General features: G+C 70.4%; 24 protein-coding genes and 1 pseudogene. 6 read left to right on the top strand and 19 right to left on the bottom strand.

The features are described from left to right. Positions 1-197: 197 nt before the first annotated feature. Positions 198-761 carry a glycoside hydrolase family 25 protein gene (locus IG02_RS0104360; RefSeq protein WP_030742042.1) on the top strand — a complete coding sequence of 188 codons (564 nt, stop codon included), beginning with the start codon at positions 198-200 and terminating at the stop codon, positions 759-761. Between the two features lie 221 nt (positions 762-982). Next, the gene (locus IG02_RS0104355; RefSeq protein WP_030742041.1) at positions 983-1,531 is read left to right on the top strand and encodes a glycoside hydrolase family 25 protein; all 549 of its coding nucleotides are present in this window, start codon (positions 983-985) and stop codon (positions 1,529-1,531) included. 104 nt (positions 1,532-1,635) lie between these two features. Here IG02_RS0104355 and IG02_RS0104350 read toward each other — a convergent pair whose 3' ends face one another. After that, positions 1,636-2,922: a geranylgeranyl reductase family protein gene (locus tag IG02_RS0104350; protein WP_030742039.1), complete on the bottom strand. Its 1,287-nt coding sequence runs from the start codon at positions 2,920-2,922 to the stop codon at positions 1,636-1,638. Positions 2,923-3,017: 95 nt separating this feature from the next. Here IG02_RS0104350 and IG02_RS0104345 point away from each other — a divergent pair, with 95 nt between their 5' ends. Beyond that, positions 3,018-3,545, top strand: a complete 528-nt coding sequence (locus IG02_RS0104345; RefSeq protein ID WP_030742038.1) for a GNAT family N-acetyltransferase — start codon at positions 3,018-3,020, stop codon at positions 3,543-3,545. A gap of 117 nt (positions 3,546-3,662) precedes the next feature. Here the strand turns inward: IG02_RS0104345 and IG02_RS0104340 are convergent, their stop codons facing one another. The 4 genes from IG02_RS0104340 to IG02_RS0104325 form a co-directional block, all read right to left on the bottom strand. Further along, a complete protein-coding gene (locus IG02_RS0104340; protein WP_030742035.1) occupies positions 3,663-4,355 on the bottom strand; it encodes a demethylmenaquinone methyltransferase in 693 nt (230 codons plus the stop codon). Positions 4,356-4,470: 115 nt separating this feature from the next. Next, positions 4,471-4,920: an imidazolonepropionase-like domain-containing protein gene (locus IG02_RS0104335; RefSeq protein ID WP_030742034.1), complete on the bottom strand. Its 450-nt coding sequence runs from the start codon at positions 4,918-4,920 to the stop codon at positions 4,471-4,473. Positions 4,921-4,938: 18 nt separating this feature from the next. After that, on the bottom strand, positions 4,939-6,153 hold the full coding sequence (gene mqnC / locus IG02_RS0104330) for a cyclic dehypoxanthinyl futalosine synthase (RefSeq protein WP_030742032.1): 1,215 nt from the start codon (positions 6,151-6,153) through the stop codon (positions 4,939-4,941). Between the two features lie 178 nt (positions 6,154-6,331). Continuing rightward, the gene (locus tag IG02_RS0104325) at positions 6,332-7,201 is read right to left on the bottom strand and encodes a menaquinone biosynthetic enzyme MqnA/MqnD family protein (protein WP_030742030.1); all 870 of its coding nucleotides are present in this window, start codon (positions 7,199-7,201) and stop codon (positions 6,332-6,334) included. Between the two features lie 368 nt (positions 7,202-7,569). Between IG02_RS0104325 and IG02_RS0104320 the strand changes: the two genes are divergently transcribed. Continuing rightward, positions 7,570-7,773, top strand: coding sequence for a cold-shock protein (locus IG02_RS0104320; protein ID WP_017948713.1), 204 nt, complete (start codon positions 7,570-7,572; stop codon positions 7,771-7,773). Positions 7,774-7,954: 181 nt separating this feature from the next. On the opposite strand, the gene IG02_RS42525 is transcribed toward IG02_RS0104320, so the two are convergent. The 10 genes and pseudogenes from IG02_RS42525 to IG02_RS0104270 form a co-directional block, all read right to left on the bottom strand. After that, the gene (locus IG02_RS42525; RefSeq protein ID WP_037802238.1) at positions 7,955-10,402 is read right to left on the bottom strand and encodes an AMP-dependent synthetase/ligase; all 2,448 of its coding nucleotides are present in this window, start codon (positions 10,400-10,402) and stop codon (positions 7,955-7,957) included. A gap of 289 nt (positions 10,403-10,691) precedes the next feature. Beyond that, complete coding sequence (locus tag IG02_RS0104310; RefSeq protein WP_051764452.1) at positions 10,692-11,990, bottom strand: dicarboxylate/amino acid:cation symporter; 1,299 nt, start codon at positions 11,988-11,990, stop codon at positions 10,692-10,694. A gap of 239 nt (positions 11,991-12,229) precedes the next feature. After that, a complete protein-coding gene (locus tag IG02_RS0104305; protein ID WP_030742023.1) occupies positions 12,230-12,538 on the bottom strand; it encodes a DUF4229 domain-containing protein in 309 nt (102 codons plus the stop codon). Between the two features lie 205 nt (positions 12,539-12,743). Then, a pseudogene (locus IG02_RS0104300) lies at positions 12,744-13,262 on the bottom strand (GNAT family N-acetyltransferase); the annotation flags it as partial. A 33-nt stretch (positions 13,263-13,295) separates the two neighbouring features. Beyond that, entirely contained in the window at positions 13,296-14,459 is a 1,164-nt protein-coding gene (gene mqnE, locus IG02_RS0104295; RefSeq protein ID WP_030742019.1) for an aminofutalosine synthase MqnE, read from the bottom strand. Positions 14,460-14,604: 145 nt separating this feature from the next. Further along, entirely contained in the window at positions 14,605-15,057 is a 453-nt protein-coding gene (locus tag IG02_RS0104290; protein ID WP_030742016.1) for an Lrp/AsnC family transcriptional regulator, read from the bottom strand. Between the two features lie 122 nt (positions 15,058-15,179). Next, positions 15,180-15,899, bottom strand: coding sequence for a UbiX family flavin prenyltransferase (locus IG02_RS0104285; protein ID WP_420707714.1), 720 nt, complete (start codon positions 15,897-15,899; stop codon positions 15,180-15,182). Between the two features lie 38 nt (positions 15,900-15,937). Beyond that, entirely contained in the window at positions 15,938-16,072 is a 135-nt protein-coding gene (locus IG02_RS43405) for a hypothetical protein (protein ID WP_267958488.1), read from the bottom strand. 49 nt (positions 16,073-16,121) lie between these two features. Continuing rightward, a complete protein-coding gene (mqnP, locus tag IG02_RS0104275) occupies positions 16,122-17,021 on the bottom strand; it encodes a menaquinone biosynthesis prenyltransferase MqnP (RefSeq protein WP_030742011.1) in 900 nt (299 codons plus the stop codon). After that, positions 17,018-18,469 carry a menaquinone biosynthesis decarboxylase gene (locus IG02_RS0104270; protein ID WP_030742009.1) on the bottom strand — a complete coding sequence of 484 codons (1,452 nt, stop codon included), beginning with the start codon at positions 18,467-18,469 and terminating at the stop codon, positions 17,018-17,020. The genes mqnP and IG02_RS0104270 overlap by 4 nt, the downstream gene beginning before the upstream one ends. Positions 18,470-18,566: 97 nt before the next feature. Here IG02_RS0104270 and IG02_RS0104265 point away from each other — a divergent pair, with 97 nt between their 5' ends. Both IG02_RS0104265 and IG02_RS0104260 read left to right on the top strand, forming a co-directional pair. Then, positions 18,567-19,070 (top strand): PLD nuclease N-terminal domain-containing protein, encoded by a 504-nt coding sequence (locus IG02_RS0104265; RefSeq protein ID WP_030742006.1) that lies wholly within the window; start codon positions 18,567-18,569, stop codon positions 19,068-19,070. Between the two features lie 254 nt (positions 19,071-19,324). Beyond that, the gene (locus IG02_RS0104260) at positions 19,325-20,050 is read left to right on the top strand and encodes a DUF4142 domain-containing protein (RefSeq protein ID WP_107055531.1); all 726 of its coding nucleotides are present in this window, start codon (positions 19,325-19,327) and stop codon (positions 20,048-20,050) included. Between the two features lie 359 nt (positions 20,051-20,409). On the opposite strand, the gene ccsB is transcribed toward IG02_RS0104260, so the two are convergent. The 4 genes from ccsB to IG02_RS0104240 all read right to left on the bottom strand — a co-directional run bounded on the left by ccsB (position 20,410) and on the right by IG02_RS0104240 (position 25,100). Beyond that, positions 20,410-21,450 carry a c-type cytochrome biogenesis protein CcsB gene (gene ccsB / locus IG02_RS0104255; RefSeq protein WP_078854216.1) on the bottom strand — a complete coding sequence of 347 codons (1,041 nt, stop codon included), beginning with the start codon at positions 21,448-21,450 and terminating at the stop codon, positions 20,410-20,412. A gap of 65 nt (positions 21,451-21,515) precedes the next feature. Continuing rightward, a complete protein-coding gene (gene resB, locus IG02_RS0104250; protein WP_030742001.1) occupies positions 21,516-23,504 on the bottom strand; it encodes a cytochrome c biogenesis protein ResB in 1,989 nt (662 codons plus the stop codon). A 62-nt stretch (positions 23,505-23,566) separates the two neighbouring features. Then, positions 23,567-24,304 (bottom strand): cytochrome c biogenesis CcdA family protein, encoded by a 738-nt coding sequence (locus IG02_RS0104245; protein WP_030742000.1) that lies wholly within the window; start codon positions 24,302-24,304, stop codon positions 23,567-23,569. A 112-nt stretch (positions 24,305-24,416) separates the two neighbouring features. Continuing rightward, complete coding sequence (locus IG02_RS0104240; protein ID WP_078854189.1) at positions 24,417-25,100, bottom strand: TlpA family protein disulfide reductase; 684 nt, start codon at positions 25,098-25,100, stop codon at positions 24,417-24,419. Positions 25,101-25,133: the final 33 nt, after the last annotated feature.

Genomic DNA, 25,133 nt, shown 5'->3' with positions numbered 1-25,133 from the left:
TCGGACACCTGGCTCGGACACCGAAGGTGCTTCGCGGCCGCGCCGCGCGCTTTCCGCATACCCGAGACAGCGGAAAGGAGCCATCCACTTTGGTGTGAAACGCACTTGTGAAAGGCACTGAGGAGCGCATCGTTCCTCCCACCATCACCACACGCTAGGACCAGCCTGCGCGTTTTCCCGCACAGGAGGAACCAGCCATGACCGTCAACGGTATCGACGTCTCGTCGTTCCAGAACACCAACTTCTCCACGAGCGGCCTCGAGTTCGTATTCGTGAAGGCAACCGAAGGCACCACGTTCGTCAATTCCAAGATGACCGCGCAGGCCGCCCACGCCCGCAGCGCCGGAGTGGTTGTCGGCTTCTACCACTTCATGCGTCCCGGCGACATGAAGGCGCAGGCCCGGCACTTCGTCGAGAAGTGCGCCAGTCAGGAGGGCGACCCGCTGTTCGCGGACTGGGAGGTCGACGGCATTTCCGGCGCCGAGAAGGATGCCTTCCTCGCCGAGGTGAAGCGTCTGCGGGGTGACACCCACCGGGTGGGGCTCTACTGCAACCGGGACTTCTGGACCCATCGGGACACCACCAGCAACGCGGGTGACGCCCTGTGGATCGCCAACTTCACGACCGCCGGGAAGCCGGGCATCACATTCGACTGGAAGTTCCACCAGTTCTCCGAACACCCGGTCGACCAGAGCATCGGCAGGTTCGCCGACCTCGCGGAGCTACGGCACTGGGCCGACCGAAGCGCGGTGCCCGCGTAGCCGGCCCGCAGGCCCGCGGGGCCCCTGCCGGAACATCGCCCCGCCGGGGTGCGTGAAACACCTGCGCCTCACGAGCCACATCGGTACGGTCGGTCACGTGCGTCACCGGACCCGATCGAGTGAGATCCGATCCAACGCCGGTTGGGTATGAAGCACGTGGAAGCTCAGCACTGAGGCGGTCGGGCGCCCCCACCCGCCCGGCCAGAAGGCAGGCACGCCCCATGACCGTCAAAGGCATCGACGTCTCGTCCTACCAGAGTTCGGCCTACAGCACGAGCGGTCTCTCGTTCGTGTTCGTGAAGGCCACCGAGGGCACTTCGTATATCAATCCCAAGATGGTCGCGCAGGCCGCCCGCGCGCGATCCGCCGGACTTGTCGTCGGCTTTTATCACTTTCTCCGGCCCGGCAGCATGAGGGACCAGGCCCGGTATTTCGTGGAGGAATGCGCCAGCATTCATGGCGACCCCCTGTTCGGCGACTGGGAGGACGAAGGCGTCTCCAATGCCCAGAAGGACGCGTTCCTGGCCGAGGTGAAGCGTCTGCGGGGAGACACCCACCGGGTCGGGCTCTATTGCAGCCGCTACTACTGGCTGAACCGCGACACCACGAGCAACGCGGGCGACGCGCTCTGGATCGCGGATTACGTGGACGCCGGAAAGCCCCGCATCAAGGCGAAGTGGACGTTCCACCAGTACACCGACAGCCCGGTCGACACGAATGTGGGCGCGTTCGAGGACCGGGCCGCGCTGCGGAAGTGGGCGGACAAGTAGTCACGCGGGAAAGGGAAACCCCTGACGCGTGACGCGCCGGACGCCCTCTGCTGCCTGGCCGGCCGCCCTGCGCGAGTGCCTCACCCACGTCCGGTGAGGGTGCCTCACGCCTTCGGCGCCACCTTCGACAGGCCGTTGATGATGCGGTCCATCGCGTCGCCGCCGGTCGGGTCGGTCAGGTTCGCCAGCATCTTCAGCGTGAACTTCATCAGCAGCGGGTGCGTCAGGCCGCGCTCCGTCGCCAGCTTCATGATCTTGGGGTTGCCGATGAGCTTCACGAAGGCCCGGCCGAGCGTGTAGTAACCGCCGTAGGTGTCCTTGAGCACCTTCGGGTAGTGCCGGAGAGCCAGTTCGCGCTGCGTGGGGGTGGCGCGGGCATGGGCCTGGACGATGACGTCGGCGGCGATCTGCCCCGACTCCATCGCGTACGCGATGCCCTCGCCGTTGAACGGGTTGACCAGGCCGCCCGCGTCACCGACCAGCAGCAGCCCCTTGGTGTAGTGCGGCTGCCGGTTGAACGCCATCGGCAGCGCGGCGCCCCGGATGGGCATCGTCATGTTGTCGGGCGTGTAACCCCACTCCTCGGGCATCGACGCGCACCACGCCTTGAGCACCTCGCGCCAGTCCAGCTCCTTGAAGGAGTTGGAGGTGTTCAGGACGCCCAGGCCGACGTTCGACGTCCCGTCGCCCATGCCGAAGATCCAGCCGTAGCCCGGCAGCAGCCGGTCCTCGCCGGGGCCGCGCCGGTCCCACAGCTCCAGCCAGGACTCCAGGTAGTCGTCGTCGTGGCGGGGCGAGGTGAAGTACGTACGGACCGCCACGCCCATGGGACGGTCCTCGCGGCGGTGCAGTCCCATCGCGAGCGACAGCCGGGTGGAGTTGCCGTCGGCGGCGACGACGAGCGGCGCGTGGAAGGTGACCGGTGTCTTCTCCTCGCCCAGCCTGGCGTGGACGCCGGTGATCCGGCCCGTACGGTCGTCGGTGATCGGGGCGCCGACGTTGCACCGCTCGTACAGCCGCGCGCCCGCCTTCTGCGCCTGCCGCGCCAGCTGCTCGTCGAAGTCGTCCCGCTTGCGCACCAGCCCGTAGTCCGGATAGGCGGCCAGGTCCGGCCAGTCCAGCTGGAGCCGCACCCCGCCGCCGATGATCCGCAGGCCCTTGTTGCGCAGCCAGCCGGCCTCCTCGGAGATGTCGATGCCCATCGCGACCAGCTGCTTCGTCGCGCGCGGGGTGAGGCCGTCGCCGCACACCTTCTCGCGCGGGAACGCCGTCTTCTCCAGCAGCAGCACGTCCAGTCCGGCCTTGGCGAGGTAGTACGCCGTGGTCGAGCCCGCCGGGCCCGCTCCGACGACGATCACGTCCGCGGTGTTCTCGGAGGGCGTCTCGCTCACGGCGGATCTCCCGAAGATTCGAAATGGCGTACCGAGCGGCACTGGACATGTGCAGTCTATGGGGGCGCGCCGAACTCCCAGAGAAGGGCTGCCCCATGACCGAGCCGAGCGAGCCGACCGAGCCGCTGCCCACTGTCCGTCTCCGCGTCCCCACCGAGGAGGACGCCTACGCCTGGCACCGGGTGTTCGACGACCCCGACGTGATGGAGTTCCACGGCGGGAAGCCGGCGGAACTGTCGGCGTACGAGGAGCTGACCGCCCGGCAGCGCAGACACGACGCCGAGCGCGGCTTCTGCTTCTGGACCATGCTGGACGAGGACGACGAGGTCATCGGCTTCACGGGCGCGCAGCCCTGGCCGCACGAGACGTTGGGACCGGTCGGCGAGATCGAGATCGGCTGGCGCCTGGGCCGCGCGCACTGGGGCCGCGGCTACGCGACGGCCGCCGCGCGGACCACACTGGAACGGGTCCGGGCCGCGGGCGTCGAACGGATCGTGGCCATGGTGAACTCCCGCAACGAGCGCTCGATCGCGGTCACGCGCCGGCTGGGCATGGAACTGGCGACGACGTATCCGATCCCCTCGACGGGGGACACGGCGCACTGCTTCCGTCTGACGCTCTGACGCGGCCCGCCCGACGCGGGGCGGTACGGGTCAGGCGCCGGGCGGTACGGCTCCGGGCCGGACCCGGGCGTTCTGCCGGGCCCGGCCCGGCCCGGCGGCGGCGCGTCTCTTGTGTCGTCAGGCGCGTACACCGCGGTGCAGGGCCACGATTCCGCCCGTCAGATCGCGCCACGCCACCTTCGACCAGCCCGCATCCTGGAGCCGGGCCGCCAGCGCGGGCTGGTCGGGCCAGGCGCGGATCGACTCGGCGAGGTAGACGTACGCCTCCGGGTTCGAGGAGACCGCCCGCGCGGCCGGCGGCAGCGCGCGCATCAGGTACTCGCTGTAGACCGTCCGCAGCGGCGCCCACGTCGGGTGGGAGAACTCGCAGATCACGATCCGTCCGCCCGGCTTCGTCACCCGGTACAGCTCGCGCAGCGCGCGATCCGTGTCCTGGACGTTGCGCAGGCCGAACGAGATCGTCACCGCGTCGAACACCTCGTCCGCGAACGGCAGCCTCGTCCCGTCGCCCGCCGTGAACGGCATCCACGGGTGCCGCCTCTTGCCCTCCCGCAGCATGCCGAGCGAGAAGTCGCAGGGCACCACATAGGCGCCGGTCGCGGCGAACGGCTGCGAGGACGTGGCCGTCCCGGCGGCCAGGTCGAGGACCTTCTCCGCCGGGCGCGCGGCGACCGCCCTGGCGACCTCCTTGCGCCACAGCCGGGCCTGGCCGAGCGAGAGCACATCGTTGGTGAGGTCGTACTTCGCCGCCACGTCGTCGAACATCGAGGCGACTTCGTGCGGCTGCTTTTCCAGGGATGCTCGGGTCACCCGGCCATTGTGGCAGGGCGGGCGGCGGACCTTCCGGGCCGGTCGTCCCGGTCGTCCCGGCCGGACCAGAAGTCCCGGGAGCCGGGAGCCCCAGGCGCCAGGAGCCGCGCCCGCCTCACGCCCGCCGGTGCACCAGCCGGCCCGCGCAGACCGTCGCCACGCACCGGCCCTCCGCGTCGAACACCGCCAGGTCCGCCCGGCCGTCCCGCGTGATGGCTCCGGCCCCCGCCACGGGCAGGAGGCGGACGCCCACCCGCTCGGCCGCGGCGCCCAGGCCCGGCCCGCCCGCGTACTCCGCCCGCACCGCCGCCGCGCCCGCCTTCAGCACCGCGTGGATCCGCTCGCGCGGGGTCGGCGCGTCGGGCAGCGGGCCCTCGTGGACGCGCGCCGGACCGAGCACACCGGTCCAGCGCCGTACCCGCGCGTCCGGGAAGCGCGCCCTCAGCTCCTCGTACGGACCGACCGCTCTCACCCGGTCCCGGCCCACGACGACGGCCCCGTCCGGGATCGGCTCGGGATCGTCCCAGGTGCGCCGTACCTCGTCGGCCACGTGCAAGGTCTCCACCGGCGCGCTGCCCCGGGCTCAGTGGGAGGAGATGAGCTTGAGCTCGGGATGGGCCGTGCCGCCCTCGATCGCGGTCGAGGAGATGTGCGAGACCACGCGCTCGTCGACCGGGTCGTTCGCCGGGTCGTCGTGCACGACGAGGTGCTCGTACGTCGTGGCGCGCTGCGCCGGGACCCGGCCCGCTTTGCGGATCAGGTCGATGATCTCCAGCCGGTTGGAGCGGTGCCTGGCGCCGGCCGACGACACCACGTTCTCCTCCAGCATGATCGAGCCGAGGTCGTCCGCGCCGTAGTGCAGCGACAACTGGCCGACCTCCTTGCCCGTGGTCAGCCAGGAGCCCTGGATGTGCGCGACGTTGTCCAGGAAGATCCGCGCGATGGCGATCATGCGCAGGTACTCGAAGAGCGTCGCCTGCGTCTGCCCCTTCAGGTGGTTGTTCTCTGGCTGGTAGGTGTACGGGATGAACGCGCGGAAGCCGCCCGTGCGGTCCTGCACGTCCCGGATCATCCGCAGGTGCTCGATGCGCTCGGCGTTGGTCTCGCCCGTGCCCATCAGCATCGTGGACGTCGACTCGACCCCCAGCCCGTGCGCCGCTTCCATGATCTCCAGCCAGCGCTCGCCGGACTCCTTGAGCGGCGCGATCGCCTTGCGGGGCCGCTCCGGCAGCAGCTCGGCGCCGGCGCCCGCGAACGAGTCGAGGCCGGCGGCGTGGATGCGCCGGATCGCCTCCTCGACGGAGACCTTGGAGATCCTGGCCATGTGCTCGACCTCGGAGGCCCCGAGGGAGTGGATGACGAGCTGCGGGAACTCCTTCTTGATCGCGGCGAAGTGCTTCTCGTAGTACTCGACGCCGAAGTCCGGGTGGTGCCCGCCCTGGAACATGATCTGCGTGCCGCCCAGCTCCACGGTCTCCGCGCAGCGGCGCAGGATGTCGTCGAGGTCCCGGGTCCAGCCCTTGGCGGTGTCCTTGGGCGCGGCGTAGAAGGCGCAGAACTTGCACGCCGTCACGCAGACGTTCGTGTAGTTGATGTTCCGCTCGATGATGTACGTCGCGATGTGCTCGGTCCCCGCGTACCGGCGGCGGCGCACCGCGTCGGCGGCGGAGCCCAGCGCGTGCAGCGGAGCCGAACGGTAGAGGACGAGCGCCTCTTCGGGGGTGATCCGGCCGCCGGCGGAGGCACGCTCCAGGACTTCGGTGACGTTCACGGACGTAGGGTCGGCCTTCTCGGTCACCGGGCGGTCCTTCCCACAGAGGCGGTACGGGCGGGCGAGCGGTTGCTCACGACCGATCCAGCCTACGCCAGGGGGTACGAGGGACGGCGGCGGGCGCCCGGTGCTCGAGCCCGTGGGGCCGTACGGCGCCGGCCGTACGGCCCCGTGGGCCCGTGCCCCGCGCCGCGTGCCGCGCGGCTCAGGACGAGAGCAACTCGACGCGCACGTCCGGCGGATAGCCGGTCGTCGCCCCGGTCCTGCGGGCGAATTCCCGCACCCCCGCCAGCTGGGCCTCGCCGAAGCGGAAGTCCAGCGTCGTGAAGTAACGCTCCAGCAGCTCCTCGTCGAACAGCTCCCAGCGCGCCGCGTGCTTGGCGACCTTCGCGACCTCCACCAGGGACAGGTCCCGCGACGACAGGAACGCCTCGTGCGCCTTCCGTACGACCACGGGCTCCCTCGCCAGATAGTCCTTGCGCGCCGCCCACACCGCGAAGACGAACGGCAGCCCCGTCCACTCCTTCCACATCTGCCCCAGGTCGTGGACCTTCAGGCCGAGCCGGGGGGCGTCGTGCAGGGAGGCGCGCAGCGCCGCGTCCCCGATCAGGACCGCCGCGTCGGCCTCCTGCATCATCAGGCCGAGGTCCGGCGGGCACGTGTAGTAGTCGGGCCGTACCCCGTACTGCTCGCTCAGCAGCAGCTGCGCCAGCCGCACGGAGGTGCGGGACGTGGAGCCGAGGGCGACCCGGGCGCCGTCCAGCTGCTCCAGCGGTGTCTGCGACACGATCACGCACGACATGACGGGGCCGTCGCAGCCGACCGCGATATCCGGGAACGCGACGAGGTCGTCGGCATTGCGGAGGAATTCGACGAGGGTGACGGGAGCGATATCCAGGTCGCCGCGCACCAGCCCCTCACTGAGCTTCTCGGGCGTGTCCTTGGTCAGCTCCAGATCGAGGAGGGTTCCGGTGCGCGCGAGGCCCCAATAGAGCGGCATGCAGTTCAGGAACTGGATATGGCCGACGCGCGGCCGGGTCCGGGGCGGGCCACCGCCGTTCGTCCCCGCCGCCACCTCCCCGTTCGTCCCCGCCGCCACCTCGCCGCGCGGCGCGCGGCCCGCTTCCGCGTCCGCACGCGTACCCGCTTCTGCCGCTGCGTTTTCCTCTGGACTGTCCACAGCGCGAGGCTAGCCCCGGGGCGAAAGACGGCGGCTTCCGGGGGCGTGGTCCGTCAGCATGAGGGGGGCCGCTCAGGCATCCGGGTGAAGTGATCTTTACCTCTACCGCCGCCCGCACACTGCGTGCTAGGCTCGCCGCAAGTTGCAGTTTGGTTTCCCTTGCAGTACAGAGCCTGCGGAGCATGTGACCCGCAGGCTCTCGTAGTTTTCAGACTTCTTTGCAGGTTCTGGAGCAGGGCAACCCTTTGGCCCAAGGAGGGCTTATGGCTACCGGAACCGTCAAGTGGTTCAACGCTGAAAAGGGCTTCGGCTTCATCGCCCAGGACGGCGGCGGCCCGGATGTCTTCGTCCACTACTCCGCGATCAACGCGACCGGCTTCCGCTCCCTCGAGGAGAACCAGGTCGTGAACTTCGACGTCACCCAGGGTCCGAAGGGCCCGCAGGCGGAGAACGTCACCCCGGCCTAGTTGCCAGGTCGGCGATCGCGCACTGATCGACAGAAGTACCCAAGGAGCCCTGCTTCCCTTCCGGGGGAAACAGGGCTCCTGCCTTTTCCGCTTCCGGCCACCTGCACCTTTGCGTCTACGTTCACATGTGCGTTCTGTATGGCTTACGCGGAATCCGTACACAATTCGGCTCGCCGCCGCCTCATGCGCGGTACAGGCTCTCGATCTCGGCCGCGAAATCACGGGCGATCGCCTGGCGCCGCATCTTCAGCGAGGGCGTCAGATGGCCCGCCTCCTCGGTGAAGTCCACCGGCAGGACCAGGAACCGGCGGATCGATTCGGCGCGGGAGACCAGCCGGTTCGCCTCGTCTATGGCGCGCTGGAGCGACCCGCGCAGATCCGGGTCGTCGGCCAGCGCGCGCATCGGGATGTGCTGCTTCCGCTTCATCAGCCGCCAGTGGGCGAGGCCCTCCGGTTCGAGGGTGATCAGCGCGGTGACGTACGAGCGGTTGTCGCCGAGCACCATGCACTGGCTCACCAGGGGGTGCGCGCGCAGCCAGTCCTCCAGGGGCGCGGGGATGACGTTCTTCCCGCTCGACGTGATGATCACGTCCTTCTTCCGGCCGGTGAGGGTGAGGTAGCCGTCCTCGTCCAGCGAGCCCAGGTCGCCGGTGGCCAGCCAGCCGTCGGACCAGCCCGAGGCGTTCTCCCCGGCGGATTCCGTACGGCTGCTGTCGCCGGACGGTCCCGTACGGCCGTCCTCGGACGGTTCCGTACGGCCGCCGTTCCGCCCGGCGAGGTCACCCGGGCCTGCTCCGGGCCCGTGCGGGAGGACCGCCTCGCCGCGCTCGCCGTCCCAGTAGCCCCCGAACACCTGGCCGCCGCGCAGCAGGATCTCGCCGTCGTCGGCGATCCGCACGGTCGTCCCCGGCAGGGGCGGGCCCACGGTGCCCATACGGGGCCGGTGCGGCGGGATGACGGTCGCGGCGGCCGTGGTCTCCGTCAGGCCGTACCCCTCGAAGGTGGTGATGCCCGCGCCCAGGTAGAACGCGGTCAGCCGGCGCCCCAGCGGGGAACCGCCGCAGATCACATGCCTGACCCGGCCGCCGAGGGCGGCGCGGACACGGCGGTAGACCAGCGGGTCGTAGAGCGCCCGGGCCGCCCGCAGGGGCAGCGCGGGGCCGGGCCCCGTGCCGCGCAGCGCCGCCTCCGTCGCCTCGCCGTACTCCTGGGCGACCTTCGCGGCGCGGTCGAAGGACGCGGCCCGGCCCATCCGCTCCGCCGTGGCGCGGGCGGTGTTGTAGACGCGCTCCATGACGTACGGCACGGCCAGCAGGAAGGTCGGCCGGAACGTGGCCAGGTCGGCCAGCAGGTCGTCGGTCTTGAGGGAGGGCGCGTGGCCGAGCCGTACCCGCGCGCGCAGGCAGCCGATGGCGACCATCCGGCCGAAGACGTGCGCGAGCGGGAGGAAGAGGAGCGTGGAGAGCCCGGCACCGGGGGCGGCGGCACCGGCGGTACGGGGCGCCCCCGCGCTCCCCGCGCCTCCCGGGTCGCTGCCGGGGTTGCTGGTGACGCCCGTGCGGTCAATGGTGGCTGTGGTGTCTGTGCCTGTGGTGTCTGTGCCTGTGGTGCCTGTGGTGCCGGCGTTCCCGGTGGTCCCGGTGGTCCCGGTGGTCCCGGTGGTATCGGTGCCGTCGGTCGCGTGTGCGGCACCCGCCGCCTCCGCGGCCGCCGCGGTGTCCGCCGATTTGAAGACGGGGTACAGCAGCTCGATCGCGTTGTCGACCTCGGCGAAGAAGTTGCCGTGGGTGAGCACACAGCCCCTCGGGCGGCCCGTGGTGCCCGAGGTGTAGCAGATCGTGGCCACGGACTCCGGGCCGAGCCCCATGCGGCGCTTGGCGACCTCCCGGTCCGGGACGTCCGCACCGGCCGCGCACAGGGTCTCGACGGCGCCGCTGTCGAACACCCAGAGGTGGGCCAGGCCCGGCAGCCGCTCGCGCTCCTGGCCGATCAGCCACTGCTGGTGCGCGTCCTCCACGACGCAGGCGACCGCCCCCGAGTCCTGGAGGATCCAGCGGGTCTGGAAGGCGGAGGAGGTCGGGTAGATGGGGACGGTGACCAGGCCGGCGGCCCAGGCGGCGAAGTCCAGCAGCGTCCACTCGTAGGTCGTACGGGACATGATCGCCAGCCGGTCGCCGGGGCGCAGGCCGTGCGCGATCAGTCCCTTGGCGACGGCGTGGACCTCGGCGGCGAAGGCGGTGGCGGTGACGTCCTGCCAGTCGCCGGGCCGCCCCGCGGATCCGGCTCCCGGCCCGGACCCCGGGCCGGCCCCCGCCCCGGAGCCCGTCCTGGCCCCGGGACCCGTCCTGGCCCGGCCCAGGGGCAGGAGCCTGCGGCCGGGACCGGTCCCGGGCAGGTGCCGGCCGGCGCCCGGTCCGGGACCGGGCCGGTCCGCCGCGCGCACCGGGCACTTGCGGCTGAGCACCACCGCGTCGGGATCCTCACGGGCGTTGTCGAAGGGGATCTCGGCGAGGGACCCTGACCGGACGGGCGGTGCGAGGGGCGGTACGTACACCTCTCTGACGACCCCGTCCACGCGCAGCTTCTCGGGCTCGGCCGGCGGCGGGGAGGCGGACGTGGGGACGGGCACGTGTAACTCCTGGCTCCTTGGTGCGGGTGATCCGGGGAGCAGCGTTCCGTGTTCCGCCGCCGGACGCCAGGGTCCCAGGTCAGGAAGGTTCCTGAACGCCCGTCACGGACGATCACGGACCGGGCAGGGAGCCGGGCCCGTGGCTCTGGCGCCCGCGCCGGCTCTGGCGCCGGCCGTGGCCGGCAACGCACCGTACGACACAAGACCCCGTCGCCGTACGCGTACGCGACGGCGCCCCCGCCCGGCTGGGCGGGGGCGCCGTACGGCGAACGGTGCGGACGCGAGCGGATCAGGCCGCCGCCGGGACCTTGCCCTCCACCGCGTCGGCGTCAGCCGGGTCGGCGACCGGCGACGACGACGCCGTGCGGTAGGCGTCGTGGTCCAGGATCTTCTCCCGCGAGGCCACGATCAACGGGGTGACGACCTGGCCGGCGACGTTCGTCGCCGTCCTCATCATGTCCAGGATCGGGTCGATCGCCATCAGCAGGCCCACGCCCTCCAGCGGCAGGCCCAGGGTGGACAGGGTCAGCGTGAGCATGACCGTCGCGCCCGTGAGGCCGGCCGTGGCGGCGGAGCCGACGACCGAGACGAAGGCGATCAGCAGGTAGTCCTGGATGCCCAGCTGCACGTCGAAGATCTGCGCGATGAAGATCGCCGCCAGCGCCGGGTAGATCGCGGCGCAGCCGTCCATCTTGGTCGTCGCGCCGAACGGGACGGCGAAGGAGGTGTACTCCTTGGGCACGCCCAGGCGCTCGGTGACCCTCTGGGTGACCGGCATCGTGCCGACCGAGGAGCGCGAGACGAAGGCCAGCTGGATGGCCGGCCAGGCGCCCTTGTAGAACTGGAGCGGGTTGACCTTCGCCACCGTCGCCAGCAGCACCGGGTAGACCACGAACAGCACCAGCGCGCAGCCGATGTAGACGTCCGCCGTGAACGTCGCGTACTTGCCGATGAGGTCCCAGCCGTAGTCGGCGATCGCGAAGCCGATCAGACCGATCGTGCCGATCGGGGCGAGCCGGATGACCCACCACAGGGCCTTCTGGAGCAGTTCCAGCACGGCCTCGCTGAGGGTGAGGATCGGCTTGGCCCGGTCTCCGAGCTTGAGCGCGGCGATGCCGGCGACGGCGGCCATGAAGACGATCTGGAGCACGTTCAGCTCGGTGAACGGCGTGATGACGTCCGTGGGCACGATCCCCGTCAGGAAGTCGAGCCAGGAGCCCGAGCCCTCGGGCGCCTTGCCGTCCTTCGGGGTGAGGCCGGTGCCCGCGCCCGGGTTGGTGAGCAGGCCGATCGCCAGGCCGATGGCGACCGCGATCAGCGAGGTGATCATGAACCAGAGCAGGGTGCGGGTGGCCAGCCTGGCCGCGTTGTTGACCTTGCGCAGGTTGGTGATCGACACGAGGATCGCGAAGAAGACGAGCGGCGCGACCGCCAGCTTCAGCAGCTGGACGAAGATGCTGCCGACCTTGTCGAGGGTGGTGTACAGCCAACTGATGTCCTGGCTGCGGGCGAGCCAGCCGAGCAGCACGCCGAGGACCAGGCCCGCGACGATCTGCGCCCAGAACGGGACCTTGAGAACCGACTTCATGTCCGAGACGTTAACACTTGAACTTTGAGGGTCTCAAAGTGCTTCTTTGAGATACGAAGAGAGGCGATGAGGGGGCGAAAGCCTCAGAGCGCCATGAAATCCATGGAAAACGCACCACCCCGGCTCCGGAAGAATGGTTCCCGGAGTCGGGGTGATGTGAGGAACGTTACGTAAGCGGTGTCAGGTGAGCGATGTCGCGGAGGCGGCGTCACGCGAGCGCCGGAGGCGGCGCTCCACGGTCACTGCGCCGAGCGGTCCTCCTGGCCGCGGACCGCCTCGAGCCGGGCGTCCAGCTTGGCCTTCGCGCCCTCGACCCGGGGGGCGATCTGCACGGACATCTCGTCGCGCTGCTTGCGCAGCAGGACGAAGCTGAGCGGCGCCGAGAGCAGGATGGAGAGCAGCAGGATCCACAGGAGGCTCGAATCACCGAGCCCCTTGGGCACGATCCCGAACTGCACGAGAGCGGCCACCACGACGAAGCAGCCGACGAAGACGCCCAGGCGCATCGCGGTGTAGCGCAGCATGGCGTGCGACTTGGCAGCGGTCACGGCGGTTCCTCCCTCTCCTTCGCCCCTCGCCGTCTCCGGTCTCCGTACGACAGGGGCTGTCATCCAGTGAAGCACGCCCGCTTTGTCGGGCGTGCACCGGCCTTCAGCGCGTCCCCGAACGCTCGGAGCCGTACGCGCCGTCCGAGCCCTCCGGGCCGCGCGCGCCTTCCGGGCCGCGCGCGCCTTCCGGGCCGGCCAAGGCGTGCAGGGGCAGCAGCATCATGATGTCGTCCCGGTCGTCGCCCGGCGCGACCCTGATCGCGTCGGGCACCCGCCCCACCTCCTTGTAGCCGCACGACGCGTAGAAGCGGTCCACGCCCGTGCCGCCCCGGCAGGTGAGCCGGATCGCCTCGATGCCCTCGAACCCGGCGGCGGCCTCCGCCGCCGCGGCCATCAGGTCACGCCCGTACCCCTTGCCCTGGTGGCGCGGGTGGACCATCACCGTGTACAGCCACAGCCAGTGCCGCATCAGCCGGTGGGTGTTGAGCGCGAAGAACGCCGTGGCCGCGACGGCGCCTTCCTCGTCGCGGCCGACCAGCAGCCGCATCCGGCCCTCGGCCATGGCCGTGAGGTGCTTGACCAGCTGCGGCCGGATCTCGTCGGGCGTGACCGGCGGTACAAAGCCGACCGCGCCGCCCGCGTTGGACACGTCCGCCCAGAGCGCGAGCACGCCGTCGCGCAGGGCCGGGTCCACCGCCGGATCCAGTTCGAAAGTGAGCGCCATGCCCGGAATGCTCCCCGCTCCTCAGACCCGTCCTCAGACCCGCATCGGCTGCGGGGACTCGCGGCGGTCCGCGTCCGGCCCCGGGTACTCGCGGATGATCTCGTAACGGGTGTTCCGCTCGACGGGGCGGAAGCCGGCGTCGCGGATCAGGTCGAGCAGGTCCTCGCGGCCGAGCTTGTTGGGCGTGCCGTAGTTGTCCGCGTCGTGCGTGATCTTGTACTCGACGACCGAGCCGTCCATGTCGTCCGCGCCGTGCTGGAGGGCCAGTTGGGCGGTCTGGACGCCGTGCATCACCCAGAAGACCTTCACGTGCGGCACGTTGTCGAAGAGCAGTCGCGAGACGGCGAAGGTCTTCAGGGCCTCGGCGCCGGTGGCCATGGTCGTCCGCGCCTGGAGCCGGTTGCGGATCTTGCCGTCCTTCATGTCCACGAAGTCGTGCTGGTAGCGCAGCGGGATGAAGACCTGGAACCCGCCGGTCTCGTCCTGCAGTTCACGCAGCCGCAGCACGTGGTCCACACGGTGCCGGGGCTCCTCGATGTGCCCGTACAGCATGGTCGAGGGCGTCTTGAGCCCCTTCTCGTGCGCGAGCCGGTGGATGCGCGACCAGTCCTCCCAGTGGGTGGCGTGGTCCACGATGTGCTGCCGGACCTCCCAGTCGAAGATCTCGGCGCCGCCGCCGGTCAGCGACTCCAGGCCGGCGTCGATCAGTTCGTCGAGGATCTCGGAGGCCGTCAGACCGGAGATCGTCTCGAAGTGGTGGATCTCGGTGGCGGTGAACGCCTTGAGGGAGACCTGCGGGAGGGCTTCCTTGAGCGCGCTGAGCGACCGCGGGTAGTAACGCCACGGCAGGGTGGGGTGAAGGCCGTTGACGATGTGCAGCTCGGTGAGGTTCTCCCCCTCCATCGCCTTGGCGAGGCGGACGGCCTCCTCGATGCGCATGGTGTACGCGTCCTTCTCGCCGGGCTTGCGCTGGAAGGAGCAGTACGCGCAGGAGGCGGTGCAGACGTTCGTCATGTTGAGGTGGCGGTTGACGTTGAAGTGGACGACGTCACCGTTCTTGCGCGTGCGCACCTCGTGGGCGAGTCCGCCGAGCCAGGCCAGGTCGTCCGACTCGTACAGCGCGATGCCGTCCTCGCGGGACAGCCGCTCACCGGCCCGGACCTTCTCCTCCAGCTCGCGCTTGAGCCCCGCGTCCATGTCGGCCGCCTCCCATACGTCTACCAATCGGGCCTGTCGAGCCTACGCCCCCGCTCGGACACCACGGACGCGGCCCTCCCGCCGACGCGCGGGGGCGTTTCCGGCGGGGCGTTTCCGCGACGGCGAGGGCGTGCCCGTCGCCGCCTCACTCCTCGGGCAGCTCCCCCACCCTGTTCTCCCACTTGGTGGAGAGCACGATGGTGGTACGGGTCCGGGAGACGCCCTTCGTCCCGGTGAGGCGGCCGATGGTCTTCTCCAGGCCGTCCACGTCGCTCGCCCGCACCTTGAGCATGTACGAGTCGTCACCCGCGATGAACCAGCAGTCCTCGATCTCCCCGAGGTCCCGCATCCGGCGGGCCACGTCCTCGTGGTCGGCGGCGTCGGAGAGCGAGATCCCGATGAGCGCGGTGACTCCGAGGCCGAGCGAGGCCGAGTCGACCGTGGCGCGGTAACCGGTGATCACGCCCGCCGCTTCGAGGCGGTTGATCCGGTCGGTGACACTGGGACCGGAGAGCCCGACGAGCCGGCCGAGCTCGGCGTACGAGGCTCTGCCGTTCTCCCGCAGAGCCTGGATGAGCTGCCTATCCACGGCGTCCATATGCCTGAAGCCTTCCATTACTCAGCGATGCCACGTTTTACAGATAAAATCTAAGGCACGCAAGGGCCAGGGCACGCACTGTACGGAGAAGCACGACGGCGCCGGGTCACCGCCCCCGCCTTTCACCGTCGCTCCGTCACCCCGTCACCCCCGTCGCCGGCACGGCGCGAGCCGCCGCCGAGTTCCCCTGCCCAGCGGCGGTAGAGCCGGTGCGGTACGCCGGCCGCGTCCAGCACCCGCCCGGCGACGAAGTCCACCAGGTCCTGGATATGGGTCGCGCCCGCGTAGAACGCCGGGGACGCCGGCAGCACCACCGCGCCCGCCTCGTCCAGCGCCACCAGGTGCTTGAGCGTCTGCCCGTTCAGCGGGGTCTCCCGTACTGCGACGACCAGCGGGCGCCGTTCCTTGAGCGTCACGCTCGCGGCCCGCTGGAGCAGGTCCTTCGACAGCCCGAGCGCGACGCCGGCCACACTGGCCGTGGACGCGGGCACGATGAGCATGCCCTTGACGGGATACGAACCGGAGGACGGTCCGGCGGCCAGGTCCCCGGCGGGCCAGTGCCGTACGTCGCGCAGGTCCGGCGCCGTCCCCAGCGGCTTCCCGTCCGCGCCCCGCGCCAGCCAGGCGGCGAGATCGTCCCGCCAGTGCGCGTCGCGGAACGCGATGCCCGTCTCGTCCAGCAGCGTCAGCCGCGACGCCCTGCTGACCACGAGGTCGACGCTCTCCCCCGCGTCCAGCAACCCCCGCAGCACGGCCGCCGCGTACGGCGTCCCCGAAGCGCCGGACACTCCGACGACCCACGGAACGCGCCGCCGCTGACCGTCCACATTCGCCTGCTCCACGCGTACGAGCCTATCGGCGCCCGGAGCCGGGGCCGAGGTCAGGTGTGGCGGGGGTCCACCGGCAGTTCGCTCGTGTCGAAGGCGAGGCGGCCCATCTCTGTCCCGTAGCCAGGGAACATGTCCTCGAACCGGCTGAGCTGTGAGTGCGGGCGTTCGGTCTCCGAGATGGTCACGTCGGCCTCCCTGCCCCTGTCCTGCACTCGATGGCAGGGCCGACGGTAGCTAGACCGTCAGACCACGCACCAGCAGATCGAGCAGCGCACACACGAAAAGGGCAATCCCGATAAAACCATTGACGGAGAAAAACGCCCTGTTCAGGCGGGACAGGTCGTGCGGCCGCACGATCGTGTGCTCGTAGAGGAACGCCCCCGCCACGATCAGCAGGCCCAGCCAGAAGAAGCCCCCCGCGTCCGTCGCCAGCCCGTACCAGACCAGCAGCACCGTCGTCACGGCGTGCGCGGCGCGGGCGCCGTGGAGGGCGGCCGGGATACCGAAGCGGGCCGGTACGGACATCACGCCGTGGGCGCGGTCCGCCTGGACGTCCTGGCAGCCGAAGATCAGGTCGAAGCCGCCGATCCAGACGCCGACCGCGAGACCGAGGATCACCGCGTCCCACGACCAGGTCCCGGTCACCGCTATCCAGGCGCCGACCGGGCCCATCGCCTGGGCGAGGCCGAGGATGGCGTGCGGGAAGTTCGTGAACCGCTTCCCGTACGGGTAGACCACCATCGGCACCACGGCGACGGGCGCGAGCGCGAGGCAGAGCGGGTTCAGCAGCGCGGCGGCGCCGAGGAATATGACGACGGCGATCAGCGCGCCGGTCCAGGCGGACCGTACGGACACCGCGCCCGTGACCAGCTCCCGGCCGGCGGTGCGCGGGTTACGGGCGTCGATCTCGCGGTCGATGATCCGGTTGCAGGCCATCGCGAACGTGCGCAGGCCGACCATCGCGACCGTGACCAGCAGCAGGGTGCCCCAGTGGATGCTCCCGTCCTGGCGGAACATCGCGGTGAGCGAGGCGATGTAGGCGAAGGGCAGCGCGAAGACCGAGTGCTCGATCATCACCAGCCGCAGAAAGGCCCTGGTCCTGCCCGGCTGCGGGACGGCGGCGGCGCTGCTCACAGGCCGTACTCCTTCCAGCGCCTCGTCACCGTGGCCGCCGTCGCGGGGTCCGACTCGACCATCTCCGGCCAGCCGCCGTCCCGGGTGTAGCCCTCCTCGGGGAGCTTGCGCGTCGCGTCGATGCCCGCCTTGCCGCCCCAGAACTGCTGGTAGGAGGCGTGGTCGAGATGGTCGACCGGGCCCTCGACGACGGTGAGGTCGCGCGCGTAGTCCGTGTTCCCCAGCGCGCGCCAGGAGACCTCGTGCAGATCGTGGACGTCGCAGTCCGCGTCGACGACCACGATCAGCTTGGTCAGTGACATCATGTGCGCGCCCCAGATCGCGTGCATCACCTTCTGTGCGTGTTTGGGGTACTTCTTGTCGATCGAAACGATCGCACAGTTGTGGAATCCGCCCGACTCGGGGAGGTGGTAGTCCACGATGTCCGGCACGATGATCTTCAGCAGCGGCAGGAAGAACCGTTCCGTCGCGCGGCCCAGCGGCCCGTCCTCCGTCGGCGGCCGGCCGACCACGATCGACTGGAGCAGCGGCCTCCGCCGCATCGTCACGCAGTCGATGGTCAGCGCCGGGAACGGCTCCTGCGGGGTGTAGAAGCCCGTGTGGTCGCCGAACGGCCCCTCGGGCAGCATGGTGCCCGGCTCCAGCCAGCCCTCGATGACGACCTCGGCCTGCGCCGGGACCTGGAGCGGCACGGTCTTGCAGTCGACCATCTCGATCCGCCGCCCCTGGAGGAAGCCGGCGAAGAGGTATTCGTCGATGTCGCCGGGGAGCGGCGCGGTCGAGGCGTACGTGACGGCGGGCGGGCAGCCGAACGCGATGGCCACGGGCAGCCGTTCGCCGCGCCGGGCCGCCACCTGGTAGTGGTTGCGGCTGTCCTTGTGGATCTGCCAGTGCATGCCGATGGTGCGGCGGTCGTGCCGCTGGAGCCGGTAGAGGCCGAGGTTGCGGATGCCGGTCTCGGGGTGCTTGGTGTGCGTGAGACCGAGGTTGAAGAACGACCCGCCGTCCCCGGGCCAGCTGAACAGCGCGGGGAGCTGGTCGAGGTCCACCTCGTCCCCCGTCAGGACCCGCTCCTGGACCGGGGCGTCCTTGACCTTCTTCGGCGGCACGTGCGCCATCGACCCGAGCTTGCCGAACGCCTCGCGCACGCCGACGAACCCGTGCGGCAGCTCGGGCTTGAGCAGTCCGCCGATCTTCTCGCCGATCTCGCCGTACGAGGACAGCCCGAGGGCCTTGAGCAGCCGCCGGTCCGTGCCGTACACGTTCATGGCAAGGGGCATCGAGGACCCGCGTACGTTCTCGAAGAGCAACGCGGGCCCGCCCGCCTTGTTCACCCGGTCGACGATCTCCCCGACCTCCAGGTGGGGGTCGACTTCGGCCTTGATGCGCTTGAGGTCGCCCTCGCGCTCCAGAGCCCGCAGCAGCGAGCGGAGATCGTCGTAAGCCATGTGGTCCAGTATCCGCCACTCGCTACCCTGGACCTGTCACGGGGGCCGCCCGGCCGGTCCCGATCTCCGTTCCCACTCCGTTCCCAGGGGGACCGCCATGCTTCGGGTGCTGATGATTCTGGTGCCGCTGGCTCTCAGCATCTACGCGTTCATCGACTGCATCACCACCGAGGAGAAGGAGATCCGTTACCTCCCCAAGCCGATCTGGGCGATCCTCGTGCTGCTCTTCCCGCTGGTCGGGTCCATCTCGTGGCTGATCGTGGGCCGCGACCGCGCGAGGACCGCGCGGCGGGGGAACTGGGTCGCGCCCGACGACAATCCGGAGTTCCTCAACTCGCTCAAGGGCGACAAGGCAAAGGGCGACCGGTTGAAGGACGACAGGCCGAAGGGCGACCGGCTGAAGGACGACAGCGCGTCGAAGGACGACCCGGCGAACGACGCGGGCGGCGAGCAGCGGCGGGAGCAGCAGGAGCAGTTGGCGCGCTGGGAGGCCGAGCTGAAGCGGCGCGAGGAAGAGGTCGAGCGGCGCGAGAAGGGCTCTGGGGGCGGCGGGAAGGGCTCTGGGGGCGGCGGGAAGGGCACCGACGAATCTCCCTCCTGACGGGTCTTCCCGACCGGCCTCCCGACCGTGTTCTCCTTCTGACGGGTCCTCCTGGCGTGGTCCACCTGACGGGTCCGCCCGGCGCGGGCCCGGTGTGCGCCCGGGGTGTGGCTCAGGGTGTGCGGGTTCACCGCGCCTGACTCACGGTGAACGCCCGGGCGGCCGCGTCCGTATTCCTCTCTGCGCGCCGTGCCAGCCGCATTGTTCCGCTCCCGACGACCCGAAGGACTTTCACTGCTCAACCGGGAGGCGTCATGCGCACGAATCGACGCGCAGAACAGTCGAGGATCTCCATGCGGGCGGTCGTGGCCCTCGCGACCGCCGTCGTCGCGGCCGTGGCCGTGACGGTCTTCGTACAGAACGACCAGGGCGAGGCGAGCGCGGGGCCGGTCGCCGCGAACGCGCCCTACCAGCCCAACAGCGACCACGACAGCGGGAACGCGGGGCACGCGGCTTCCGGCCGGACCGACGCGGCGGAGGGTCAGGCGGCGTCAGGACCCCAGCCGGTGACCGAGGTGGACAAGACGTTCCTCGTCGCGGTCCGGCAGGCCGGACTGTGGGAGATCCCGGCCGGCAAGCTCGCCCAGACGCAGGCGTCCAGCGAGCAGGTCAAGCGCGCCGGGCTGCACCTGCTCGACGGGCACAGCAAGCTCGACCAGCTGGTACGCGAGGACGCCCGGATCCTCGGGGTCGACCTGCCCGACGAGGCCACCCCCGAGCAGCAGGAGTGGGTCACGAACCTGGAGAACGCCAAGGGGGCCGAGTTCGACCGCATGTTCGCCAACGTCCTGCGTGCCTCGCACGGCAAGATCTTCGCCACCATCGGCGAGGTCAGGGCGGCCACGCAGAACGACCTGATCCGGCGCCACGCGCGGCAGGCCAACCAGACCGTCCTGGACCACATGGAGGTCCTGGAGGACACCGGGCTGGTCGACGGCTCGACCCTCGCGGACGTCGAGAAGGCCGTGACACCGAAGTAGACCTCCGAGTAGCCGCAAGGCCGTCAAGTGGGCTTTATGTAAAGGCAGTTCATAATCCTTTGCATTGTGCAATGATGACTCTCGGGGGCCCGGCGCACGTACGGCCTCTGCTCGGGAACGGAACTGGCACGGTGCCGTGGCTCGATCCGCACGCCGCCCGTCCTCCGGGCCTCCCACCACCGCCGTCGGGCCCCATCGCCGTCGGCCGCTCAGCCGAGGGCGCGCACACCCCCCATCGCACCTCCACAGCATCATCGGCGAATCTTCGTCGAATACACCGATGCCCCGCACGGAGTCAAGTCCGTGCGGGGCACTTTCGCATGAAGAGGGTGTACGCGGGCGCACGCCCCCTCTTGTTGTCACACGCCGGCGTACGAGTGCTTGCCGGTCACGAAGATGTTGACGCCGTAGTAGTTGAACAGCCAGCAGCCGAAGGCGATCAGCGCCAGGTAGGCGGCCTTGCGGCCCTTCCAGCCGGCCGTGGCACGGGCGTGCAGGTAGGCGGCGAACGCGACCCAGGTGATGAACGACCAGACCTCCTTGGGGTCCCAGCCCCAGTAGCGGCCCCAGGCGTCGCCGGCCCAGATCGCGCCCGCGATGATCGTGAACGTCCACAGCGGGAAGACGGCGGCGTTGACGCGGTACGCGAACTTGTCGAGCGTCATGGAGGCCGGCAGCCGTTCCATGACGGAGGTGGCGAACCTGCCGGGTGTCAGGCCGGCGGCCAGCTTGGTCTCGTACCGCTCCCGGAAGAGGTAGAGCAGGGTGGCGACCGCGCCGACGTAGAAGACCGCGCCGCAGAAGATGGCCGTGGAGACGTGGATCCACAGCCAGTACGAGTGGAGGGCGGGCACGAGCTGGGCGCTCGCGGTGTAGAGGACGGTGACCGCGAGTCCGAGGTCGAGCAGGACCGTGAGCACCAGCGGCAGGCCCAGCCACCGGACGTTCTTCCTCAGCGCGAGCAGTACGAGGTACACGCCGACGACCACGGTGGTGATCGTGATGTTGAACTCGTACATGTTGCCCCAAGGCGCCCGCCGCACGGACAGCGCGCGGGTGAGGACGCCACCGGCCTCCAGGGCCCAGGCGAGGGCCATGAGGGAGACGGCGATCCGGCCGTAGAGGTCGCCCTGTTCGTCCCCGCCGTGCGCGCCGGGGCCGTCCGGGACGTCGCGCGCGCCGGGCGCGGAGCGGGTGACGACCTTCGGCCGGTCCAGGACGGCGGTGCCGCCCTTGCCCTCGGCGCCGTCGGCCCGCGCCCGGGCAGCGGCCGGACCGGCCGCCTTCCCCGTGCCCGTACGGTCGCTCGTCAGCGCGGCCGCCGTGCGGGCGACCTTGCTGCGGCTGCCGAAGAGCCACTCCGCCATATGGGCGAAGAAGGCCAGCAGGTAGACGGCCATGGCCGAATAGATCAGCACATTGCTGGTGTTCGCCAGGCTCTCGTTGGTTGCTGCGGCGGCGAGATTCACTTCTCAGGCCCTTCGACAGGCTTCGCTTCGGGCTTCTCTGCGGACTCGGACTCGGACGGGGACTCGGACGGGGACTCGGATGCGGACTCGGCCGGGGACTTCGGGGGCCCTGGGGACTTCGGCGACTCCGCCGACGCCACGGACTTCGGTGACTCCGGCTCCGCGGAATCTTCAGTGTCGCCCGACGCGGTGGACGCGTCGCCCGACGCGGCAGGTGCGTCGCCCGGTGCGGTCGGCGCGTCGCTCGGCGCGGTCGGCGCCTCCTCGTGCACGGCGGCGGCCAGTTCGCCCAGTTCCTCGGGGAGCTTCGCGGACTCACTGCGGCCGAGCCCGGCCATCTCGACCACGGTCACGCCGTCGGCCCCCCGTACGGCCCTGACCCAGACCCGGCGCCGCTGGATGAACAGCGAGGCGGCCAGTCCGCCGATGGCGGCGATCGCGCCGGCCAGCGCCCAGCCGTCACCGGGCTGTTCGGTGATCTGGAAGCTCGCCCACTCCTTGACGTCCTTCTCGAAGGTGATCGAGCCGGCGCCGTCCGGCAGCGTGAGCTTCTCACCTGGCAGCAGCGTCTTCTTCAGGACGTTGCCGTCCGCGTCCTTGAAGGGCTTCATCTTGCGGGTGTCCAGCTGGTACACGTTCTGCGGCAGCCCGGAGTCGACGCCCAGGCTGCCGTGGTAAGCGCCCACGTTGAGCACCGGGAAGTCGAGCGCGGGGAACTGGGAGAACATCTGGCCCGAGCCCTTGCCACCGTACGTCGGCACGAAGAAGGCCGCGAAGCCCAATTGGTCCCGTTCGCCCTTCTTGTCGCGGTATCCGTCCATGACCTTGATGGCGCCCGTGGACGAGACGTTGTTGTCGACGGGCAGCAGCGGCACCGCGCCGTTGTAGACGACCTTGCCGCGCCCGTCCCGGACGGTGACGACCGGCGCGTACCCGTGCGCGTTCAGGTAGACCTTGGTGTTGTCGATCACCAACGGCTTGTTGACCTCGACGACCGACCTGCGCTCCTCCGTGCCGTCCCCGACGGTGTAGCGGAGGTCGGCCTTGTACGTGCGCGGGGTGCCCCGCTGCGGTCCGGTCCGCTCGTACGTCCCCGTGAATTTGTCCAGGGTGAAGGCGAACGGTTCGAGGTCGTCGGGGTCGAACAGCGAGCCGGACTTGAAGTCGTCGTACTGGAGGAGCGTGTTGGCGAAGCCGTCGCCCTCGACGATCAGCTTGCCGCCCTCGGACTTCAGCAGTTGTCCGCAGGCGAACGCGATCAGCATCACGATCAGCGCGACATGGAAGATCAGGTTCCCCGCCTCGCGGAGGTAGCCCTTCTCCGCGGCGACCGCGTCACCGGAGACGTGCGAGCGGAACCGGCGCTTCCGCAGCAGCGCGCGCGCCGCCTCACGGACGGCCTCCGGCTCGGCGGCGGTGCGCCAGGTGGTGTACGCGGGGAGCCGGTCGAGCCGCCCGGGCGCGCGCGGCGGGCGGGAGCGCAGCTGGCCGACGAACTGCCAGGTGCGCGGGACGATACAGCCGATCAGCGAGACGAACAGCAGGATGTAGATCGCGGAGAACCACACCGAGCTGTAGACGTGGAAGAGCTGGAGCTTGTCGTAGACCGACGCGAGGGTCTCGTGCCGGTCCTTGAACTCCTGCACCTTGAGCTCGTCGATCCCGGCCTGCGGGATCAGCGAGCCGGGGATGGAGGCGAGGGAGAGCAGGAAGAGGAGGATCAGCGCCACGCGCATGGAGGTGAGCTGGCGCCAGAACCAGCGCAGCCAGCCGATGATCCCGAGGGTGGGGCCGCCGACGACCGTCCCGTCGCGGTCCTCGCCCTCCTCGCGCGGGGCGGTGGACAGGCGGGCGGCGGCGGCATCGTCGCCCGAACCGGCCGAAGCCCCCGAACCGCCCGGGCCGGCCGAAGCCCCCTGGCGCTCCGGGCCGGGGGCCGTGTTCTGACCGGCGGCCGTGGTCTCGTCGGTCTCTGTCTCGCTCATGGAATCACTCGCGGAATTCTTGCTCGTGGGTGGCGTAGGGGCCGAACACCTCGTTCATGGCACTAGATCCCCACCGTGAAGCCGTCGGACCAGGACTGCGTCTGCTGTACGAGCAGGTCCCAGGCCCCGGTGATCAGGGCCAGCCCGGTCAGGATCATCATCACGCCGCCGATCCGCATGACCCAGGCGTAGTGCCTCTTGACCCAGGCGAAGGCGCCGAGCGCCCTGCGGAACGCCACCGCCGCGACGACGAACGGCAGCCCGAGGCCCAGGCAGTACGCCACGGTCAGTATGGCCCCCCGCCCCGCGCTGCCCTGACTGAGCGCGAGGGTGTTGACGGCGGAGATGGTCGGCCCCAGGCAGGGCGTCCAGCCGACTCCGAACAGCGCGCCCAGCAGGGGCGCGCCCGCGAGGCCCGTCACCGGCCGCTTGTGCAGGCGGAACTCCCGCTGGGTGAGCCAGGGCATCAGCCCCATGAAGAACGCGCCCATGAGGATCATCAGCGCGCCGAGCACCTTGGACACCACGTCCCGGTAGCTCTGCAGCGTCGCGCCGAAGTACCCGAACAGGGCCCCGCCCGAGACGAAGACCACGGTGAACCCGAGGACGAAGAGGGCCGCGCCGGCCGCCATCCGGCCCCGCCGGGCGTCCGCGAGGTCGGTGCCGCTGACACCGGTGACGTACGAGAGGTAGCCGGGCACGAGCGGCAGCACACACGGCGAGAAGAACGAGACGAGCCCGCCGAGCAGCGCGATCGGCAGCGCGAGCAGCAGCGCCCCGCTGTAGACGGTCTCGTTCATGCCGGAGGTCGCGGCGAGCGCGGTGTACGTGTCGGGGGACGCGGCGAGCGCGGCGTACGCGTCGGAGGGCGCGGCGAGCAGTCCGGGGGCCGCGGCGAGAGCCTGCACGGGATCACTTCTCCGCGATCAGCGGGTCGATCATCTTGCGCAGCTTCGTCTCGTCCAGCGCCATCAGCGAGCGGGCCGCGACCTTGCCTTCCCGGTCCAGCACGATCGTGGAGGGGATGGCCTGCGGGTTGAGGTTGCCCTTGGGGAAGCCGGTGACGATCAGCTTGCCCGTCGGGTCGTACAGGCTCGGGTAGCGGACGCCGTAGTCCTCCTCGAAGGCGAGGGCGGGGCCCTTGTTGGGATCGCGGGTGTTGATCCCGACGAACGCCACCCCCTTGGCCTCCGTCTCCTCGGAGACCTTCGCGAAGTGCGGGGCCTCGGCGCGGCAGGGACCGCACCAGGAACCCCAGACGTTCAGCACGACGATCTTGCCCTTGAGGTCTGCGACGTCGAGCTTCTCCCCCTCCAGGGTCTCGCCCGCGATCGTGTTGACGGGCTTGCGCTCACCCTTGGCGACGGTGGAGATACCACCCGTGTTCGTCACGAAGTTGGTGTCGCCGCCACCGCCGGACGTGCCGCCGCCCGAGCACGCGGAGAGCGTCAGCGCGGACACGGCGACGGCCGCGGCGGACAGCAGCGCGCCGCGGGGACGGCGGCGCGGCGTGGGCTGCACAGCACGAAGGCGCCGGCCCGTCGGCAGGACGGGCCGGCGCCCGGTCGGGCGTCGGGGGGCGCGGCCTGAGTTCATGTGAAAAGTTTCGCATGGGCGATTCAGGGATCT

It is taken from the genome of Streptomyces sp. NRRL F-5135, from assembly GCF_000719775.1.
Classification (GTDB): Bacteria; Actinomycetota; Actinomycetes; order Streptomycetales; family Streptomycetaceae; genus Streptomyces; species Streptomyces hebeiensis.
This window is presented reverse-complemented; position numbering and strand designations above follow the sequence as displayed.

Excerpts from the sequence above, each read along its gene's own strand:
- IG02_RS0104360 (WP_030742042.1), top strand. The coding sequence starts at position 198 with ATGACCGTCAACGGTATCGACGTCTCGTCGTTCCAGAACACCAACTTC.
- IG02_RS0104310 (WP_051764452.1), bottom strand. The coding sequence starts at position 11,990 with ATGAAGTCGGTTCTCAAGGTCCCGTTCTGGGCGCAGATCGTCGCGGGC.
- IG02_RS0104245 (WP_030742000.1), bottom strand. The coding sequence starts at position 24,304 with ATGAACGAGACCGTCTACAGCGGGGCGCTGCTGCTCGCGCTGCCGATC.
- IG02_RS0104345 (WP_030742038.1), top strand. The coding sequence starts at position 3,018 with ATGACCGAGCCGAGCGAGCCGACCGAGCCGCTGCCCACTGTCCGTCTC.
- mqnE (WP_030742019.1), bottom strand. The coding sequence starts at position 14,459 with ATGGACGCGGGGCTCAAGCGCGAGCTGGAGGAGAAGGTCCGGGCCGGT.
- IG02_RS0104265 (WP_030742006.1), top strand. The coding sequence starts at position 18,567 with ATGCTTCGGGTGCTGATGATTCTGGTGCCGCTGGCTCTCAGCATCTAC.
- IG02_RS0104240 (WP_078854189.1), bottom strand. The coding sequence starts at position 25,100 with ATGAACTCAGGCCGCGCCCCCCGACGCCCGACCGGGCGCCGGCCCGTC.
- IG02_RS0104260 (WP_107055531.1), top strand. The coding sequence starts at position 19,325 with ATGCGCACGAATCGACGCGCAGAACAGTCGAGGATCTCCATGCGGGCG.
- IG02_RS0104320 (WP_017948713.1), top strand. The coding sequence starts at position 7,570 with ATGGCTACCGGAACCGTCAAGTGGTTCAACGCTGAAAAGGGCTTCGGC.
- IG02_RS0104290 (WP_030742016.1), bottom strand. The coding sequence starts at position 15,057 with ATGGACGCCGTGGATAGGCAGCTCATCCAGGCTCTGCGGGAGAACGGC.
- ccsB (WP_078854216.1), bottom strand. The coding sequence starts at position 21,450 with ATGGCCGTCTACCTGCTGGCCTTCTTCGCCCATATGGCGGAGTGGCTC.
- IG02_RS0104270 (WP_030742009.1), bottom strand. The coding sequence starts at position 18,469 with ATGGCTTACGACGATCTCCGCTCGCTGCTGCGGGCTCTGGAGCGCGAG.
- IG02_RS0104355 (WP_030742041.1), top strand. The coding sequence starts at position 983 with ATGACCGTCAAAGGCATCGACGTCTCGTCCTACCAGAGTTCGGCCTAC.
- resB (WP_030742001.1), bottom strand. The coding sequence starts at position 23,504 with ATGAGCGAGACAGAGACCGACGAGACCACGGCCGCCGGTCAGAACACG.